The organism is Hydrogenophaga sp., assembly GCF_035481345.1.
Lineage (GTDB): Bacteria > Pseudomonadota > Gammaproteobacteria > Burkholderiales > Burkholderiaceae_C > Hydrogenophaga.
On the sequence record NZ_DATIGV010000032.1, the window covers coordinates 1 to 5,780 of the forward strand.

The 5,780-nt window shown below is 70.2% G+C and carries 6 protein-coding genes; 2 read left to right on the forward strand and 4 right to left on the reverse strand.

Annotation, left to right across the window (positions count from 1 at the left end; all coding sequences use genetic code 11):
- On the forward strand, positions 1–553 hold a 553-nt coding region (locus tag VLG41_RS03215), incomplete at its 5' end, for an SPOR domain-containing protein (RefSeq protein WP_325347959.1).
- A gap of 13 nt (positions 554–566) precedes the next feature.
- On the opposite strand, the gene VLG41_RS03220 is transcribed toward VLG41_RS03215, so the two are convergent.
- The 3 genes from VLG41_RS03220 to VLG41_RS03230 all read right to left on the reverse strand — a co-directional run bounded on the left by VLG41_RS03220 (position 567) and on the right by VLG41_RS03230 (position 4,082).
- On the reverse strand, positions 567–2,465 hold the full coding sequence (locus VLG41_RS03220) for a S8 family peptidase (protein WP_325347960.1): 1,899 nt from the start codon (positions 2,463–2,465) through the stop codon (positions 567–569).
- Between the two features lie 103 nt (positions 2,466–2,568).
- Positions 2,569–3,474, reverse strand: a complete 906-nt coding sequence (locus tag VLG41_RS03225) for an alpha/beta fold hydrolase (RefSeq protein WP_325347961.1) — start codon at positions 3,472–3,474, stop codon at positions 2,569–2,571.
- Positions 3,471–4,082: a TetR/AcrR family transcriptional regulator gene (locus VLG41_RS03230; protein WP_325347962.1), complete on the reverse strand. Its 612-nt coding sequence runs from the start codon at positions 4,080–4,082 to the stop codon at positions 3,471–3,473. The genes VLG41_RS03225 and VLG41_RS03230 overlap by 4 nt, the downstream gene beginning before the upstream one ends.
- Before the next feature lie 150 nt (positions 4,083–4,232).
- Between VLG41_RS03230 and VLG41_RS03235 the strand changes: the two genes are divergently transcribed.
- Positions 4,233–4,571 (forward strand): SMR family transporter, encoded by a 339-nt coding sequence (locus VLG41_RS03235; RefSeq protein WP_325347963.1) that lies wholly within the window; start codon positions 4,233–4,235, stop codon positions 4,569–4,571.
- A 59-nt stretch (positions 4,572–4,630) separates the two neighbouring features.
- Here VLG41_RS03235 and gap read toward each other — a convergent pair whose 3' ends face one another.
- Positions 4,631–5,629: a type I glyceraldehyde-3-phosphate dehydrogenase gene (gap, locus tag VLG41_RS03240; RefSeq protein ID WP_325347964.1), complete on the reverse strand. Its 999-nt coding sequence runs from the start codon at positions 5,627–5,629 to the stop codon at positions 4,631–4,633.
- Positions 5,630–5,780 lie beyond the last annotated feature (151 nt).

The window sequence follows — 5,780 nt, forward strand, 5'->3', positions numbered from 1 at the left end:
ACCCGGCCCCGCGGCCGAACCGGCCACCGCGCCCGCCACCGCGCTGCCGACCGCACCCGCCGTGGCGTCGGCGCCTGTCGGCCCCCCCGCCAACGAACCCCGCACCTGCTGGCAAGCCAGCGGCCTCACCCCCGAGCAGGCCGAGCTGCTGCGCGCCGAGCTGCGCCTGCTCGGGCTGGGTGCGGACGATTGGCAGCTCAGCGAGAACCGCAGCCCCGGCCGCTGGATCGTGTACATGGGGCGCTACGACAACGCCGAGCAGGCCAGCCGCAAGAAGGCCGAGCTGCGCGGACTGGGCATCGACTTTCGCGACGTGAACACCAGCGGCCTGGCGCCGGGCATCGCGCTGGGCACCTTCTCGAGCGAGGAGGCCGCGCAAGAAGGCCTGCAGCAGGCCGAACGGCGCAACGTGCGCACCGCGCGTGTGGTGCAGGAACGGGCCGAGAGCCTGAGTTACTCGCTGCGCTTGCCCGCCATCGGTGAGACGCTGCGCGCGCGCATCGAAGGCCTGGGGCCGGCCATGGCGGGGCGCAGCCTGCAGCGCTGCGCTTGAATCCCGTCGCGCTTCAGCGCCGCCGGTTCGCCCACACGAGCCCCGCACCCCAGAGCGCCAGCGCCAATCCCCACCAGCCTCCGAAAGAGCCGCCACCGCCGCCGCTGGCCGCCGCAGTGGCCGCCGGCGCCACCGCCCGCACGACGATGGCGTCGCTGCCGTCGTCGCCGTTGCTGTCGGTGACGGTGAGGCGGAACACCCAGCGGCCTTCAACCGACGGGAGTTGCAGGCTGGTGAGCGCCTGCGTGCCGTTCGGGATCACCACCGCCGGACCGCTGTCCAGCGACCATTGGTGGCTCGCGATGGTGGCCGGCCCAAGCGCCACGCTGGAGCGGCCGTCAAGCGTGATGACGGCGCCTGGCACCACCGTGCCCACGGGCTGGATGACCGCGGCCGGGCCGATCGAGAGTTGCAGAGCGGTATTGGCGTCAAGCAGACCCGCGCCACAGGTGTTGGCGCTGCAGTGGCAGACCTGGGTGTTGGCCGCACCGCAGACCGGCCCCGCCGGCCCCAGAGGCTGGAGGTGTGGGCGCGCGCCGGCCTGCATACGTTCGATCAGGGCGCGGGGGGTCAGGGCCGCGTTGCGGGCGAGCATGAGGCTGGCCACGCCCGCGGCCAACGGCGCGGAGAAGCTGGTGCCCTGCTTGTAGCCATAGGTCTCGACGCCCGGGTTGGTGAAGCCCGAGTCCGACGTGGCGTAGAGCAGATTGTTCGGGAAGTTCTCCAGGGAGCCTCCGGGTGCCGCCAGGGCCACCCCGGCACCGAAGCTGGAATAGTCGGCCTTGGCGCCGTCGCGCCGCACGGCCGCCACGGCCATCACGCCGTCGCAGTCGGCCGGGCGCATCAGCGGAGCCGAGAGGTTGCCAGCGGCCACCACCAGGAGAGCACCGGCGGCGGTCACATCGTCCACCGTGGACTGGTAGGCCGCGCTGCAAGCGGAACTGCCGCTGAAGCTCAGGTTGATCACTTTCGCGGGGTTGGTATTGGCCGGGGCACCCGCCACCGGCAGACCTGCGGCCCAGCGCACGCCGTCAAGCAGATCGGACACCAGCGCGCCGCACTTGCCCGACACCCGCACCGGCAGGATCTTTGCCTGCCAGTTGACGCCCGCCACGCCCTGGCTGTTGTCTGTCGCCGCCGCGATCTGGCCGGCGATGAAGGTGCCGTGCCAGGAGCTGAAGTCCACCTCGCATCCGGCGAACAGGGGATCGTTGTTGCGCTCGGTGGGAGACACCCAGTCGCCCGGATCACTGGGGTCGGCGTCGCGGCCATCGCCATCGTTGGCCACGTGCAACTCGCTGACGAAGTCGTGTCCGGGCAGGAGCTTGCCGGCCAGGTCCGAGTGGCCCAGGCGCACGCCGCTGTCGACCACCGCCACCACGGTGGTGTTGACGCCGGTATGGAGGTCCCAGGCGGGCGTCAGGTTGAGCCCGGCCAGCTCGGGAATGGCGTCTGCAGGGCCGCGCAGGTACCACTGATTGCCATAACCCACGTCGTTCGGCACCGCCTGCCGCCGCACCAGCACATCGGGCTCGACCCAGGCGACATCGGGGTGCAGGCGCACGCGGCGCATCGCGTCGCTCAGGTCCTGGCCTTTCATCGGCCGGTCGAAGCGCAGCAGCGCGGCGCGGCCCGCTTCGCCCACGGACCGGGCCCGCACGCCGGTGTCGCGGGCGAGTTGTTCGGTGCGTTCGCGCGAGCGCTGGGTGGCGCGTTGCCAGGCGCTGGCCATTCGGGCACCCCGGTCGGCCCAGGGGCCGCGGTCGGTTTCCTCGCGGCTCAAGGGGTTCACCCCGTCGCGGTAGCCCACGATGAGGCCGAATCCCACCGGCTCGCCACCGGCCACGGGCGGCGCGGCGAGCGATCCGCCCGCCGCCACACCGATCAACGCCAGAAGCCCGGCTCGCAACATATTGGCCAACATCCGGGATTTGTAGCACGCGCTCGCGCCTGTGTCGGCCGCGTGACGACCGGAACCCCGGGGGGTTCCCTAGGCGGTTGCAATTGATACGGGATCAGCAGACGGCCGGTCGTGCGTCCAGGCCATCGAACCAGGCCAGGGCCTCGTTCCACAGGGGTTGGGCGCGCGGGCGGAAGTAGCCCATGTGCCCGATCGGCCCCAGGCCTTGGCGACGCGAGTCCAGCGTCACGGCCCTGACGGGCGCGTTGCGGTAGCCGGCCATGAACGCGTCGCGCGAGGCGGGCGGCGCCCAGGCGTCATCCAGCGCGTTGACGGCCACGATGGGGAAACGCACGGCGTCGAAGCGCGCGGTCACCTCGCGCATCTGCGGGTCGTCGAAGAAGTAGCGCGGGAAGCGGCACCAGTGGCGCCACTGGCGGTAGACGTCGATGGGCAGGTCCTCGCCCATGCCGAGCTTGCTCCAGGGCAGATAGCCGGCCACGCGCGTGGCCACAGGCCCGATGAGGTTCCACATGATCTGCACGCGCAGGCGCTCCAGCGGCGGCATCCAGCCGTGCCAGCCGGCGCCGGTGGCGAAGGTGTAAGCCGCGTCCACGTGCTCGGGGTGGGGCAGCAGGCCAAGGGCATGGCCTCCGTAGGAATGGCCCACCAGCCACAAGGGCACGCCAGGCGCACGCATGGCGGCCACGGCCGCGGCCAGATCGAGCCGGCCCCAGTCGAGGTAGTCCATGCGAAAACCCCTCAAGCTCTTGGGCGCGGACCGACCGATGCCCCGGTAGTCGAGCGTCAGCACGTCGATGCCCTGGGCCGCGACGTGCTGGGCGAAGCGCTTGTAGAAGCCTTGCGGCACCGCCGTGGCGCCACCCACCACCAGGTGGGCGCGCGGCGGCACGGGGCCGCGGTAGCGCAGGGCCGCGAGGGGGTAGCCGTCGGCGGCGGTGAGGGTGAGCGGTTCGATGCGCACGGCATCGGTGCCGTTGTCCGCGGTGGTGGGGTTCATGGCGGTGGCTCCTGGAGGGCGTTCGGGGACGGGCTGGCCAGCAAGGCCAGCAGGGTGTCGGTGGCGCGCTGGATGGGCTCGACGCTGTGGGCCACGCGCGACTGCAGCAGCCCGCCTTCGTAGGCCGCCACGATCAGCGCGGCCAGGCCCTGCGCGCGTTCCGCCGGCAGGCCGGCGTTGAGCAGCCCCAGGGCGATGCGCTCGCGCACGCGCCCGAAGGCGCGCGCCAGGGCTTCTCGCAGGGCTTGATCCTCGGAGCGCGATTCGAGCGCCACCGTGGCCAGCGGGCAGCCGGCCTCGAAGCCCGTGTCCTGCAGCCGGGCGGTGGCACCGGCGATCCAGCGGCGCATGGCCTGCAGCGGGTCCGGCGTGGTGGCGAGCAGCTTGTCGAGGCCGCCGGTCATGCGCTCCACCACCCGGTCGATCGCGGCGATGGCCAGCTCGGTCTTGCCGCCCGGGAAGTGGTGGTACAGCACGCCCTTGGGCGCCTGGGCCACCTGCAGCAGTTCGGTCAGGCCGATGCCGTGCAGACCCCGGCGGCGCAGGGCGTCGGTCATGGCCGCGATCAGGCGGTCGCGGGCGGGTTCGACGGGCGGTGGGGCGGGCATGCGAGGCATTGTCTAGACCGATCGGTCTAGGGTCAATGACCCAGGAGGTCCAGCTGTCGTCCGCGCGACGCCCGGCGACAGCCGAGGAGGCCTGCGACGACAATGCCCGGCCCGGGCGCACCGCTTGCCCGACCCGCCAGAGCCACTGCCATGAACTCCACTGCCTACCTCTACCTCGGCATTGCCATCGTGGCCGAGGTCGCCGCCACCACGGCGCTCAAGGCCTCCGAGGGCTTCAGCCGGCTTTGGCCCAGCCTGGCTGTGCTGATCGGCTACTCCATTGCTTTCTATTTCCTGTCGCTCACCCTCAAGACCATGCCCACGGGGATCGCCTACGCCATCTGGTCGGGCGTGGGCATCGTGCTGATCTCACTGCTGGGCTGGCTGGTCTATCGGCAGACGCTGGACCTGCCCGCCCTGCTGGGCATGGGGCTGATCCTGGCGGGCGTGCTGGTGATCAACCTGTTTTCGAAGAGCAGCGCGCATTGAATGCGCGGGCATGAAAAAGGCGCCCGAAGGCGCCTTTTCCGCGGAACGGAGCGCGGCCCTTACTTGGCCACCACGCGCGCCATCTCCAGGCACTTGTTGGAGTAGCCCCACTCGTTGTCGTACCAGCTCACCACCTTGATGAAGGTGCCGTCCAGCGCGATGCCGGCGTCGGCGTCGAAGATGGAGGTGCGGGCGTCGCCGCGGAAGTCGGTGGCCACCACCTTGTCCTCGGTGTAGCCCAGCACGCCCTTGAGCTTGCCCTCGCTCTGCGCCTTCATCTCGGCGCAGATCTCGGCGTAGGTGGCGGCGCTGTTGAGCTCCACCGTCAGGTCGACCACGGAGACGTCGCTGGTCGGCACGCGGAAGGACATGCCGGTGAGCTTCTTGTTGAGCTGAGGGATCACCACGCCCACCGCCTTGGCCGCGCCGGTGCTGCTGGGGATGATGTTCTCCAGGATGCCGCGGCCGCCGCGCCAGTCCTTGTTGCTGGGGCCGTCCACGGTCTTTTGCGTGGCGGTGGCGGCGTGCACGGTGGTCATGAGCCCGCGCTTGATGCCCCACTTGTCGTTGAGCACCTTGGCCAGCGGGGCCAGGCAGTTGGTCGTGCACGAGGCGTTGGAGATGATGGCCTCGCCCTTGTAGCTCTTGTCGTTGACGCCGAACACGAACATGGGCGTGTCGTCCTTGGACGGGGCCGACATGATGACCTTCTTGGCGCCGGCGTCGATGTGCTTCTGCGCGGTTTCCTTGGTCAGGAACAGGCCGGTGGACTCGACCACGATGTCGGCGCCGATCTCGTTCCACTTCAGCGCGGCGGGGTCGCGCTCCTGCGTCAGGCGGATCTTCTTGCCGTTGACGATCAGCGTGTTGCCGTCCACGGCGATGTCGCCCTTGAAGCGGCCATGCACCGAGTCGTACTGCAGCATGTAGGCCAGGTAGTCGGGCTCGAGCAGGTCGTTGATGCCCACGACTTCGATGTCGGAGAAGTTCTGCACCGCCGAACGCAGCACGTTGCGGCCGATGCGGCCGAAGCCGTTGATACCGATCTTGATCGCCATTGCTTTCTCTCCTGAGGTTGAAACTTACTTGGACAAAACCTTGCGCACGGTGGCCGCCACGTTCTCGGGCGTGAAACCGAAATGCTTGAACAGCACGGGCGCGGGGGCCGACTCACCATAGGTGTCGATGCCGACCACGGCAGCGCAGCCG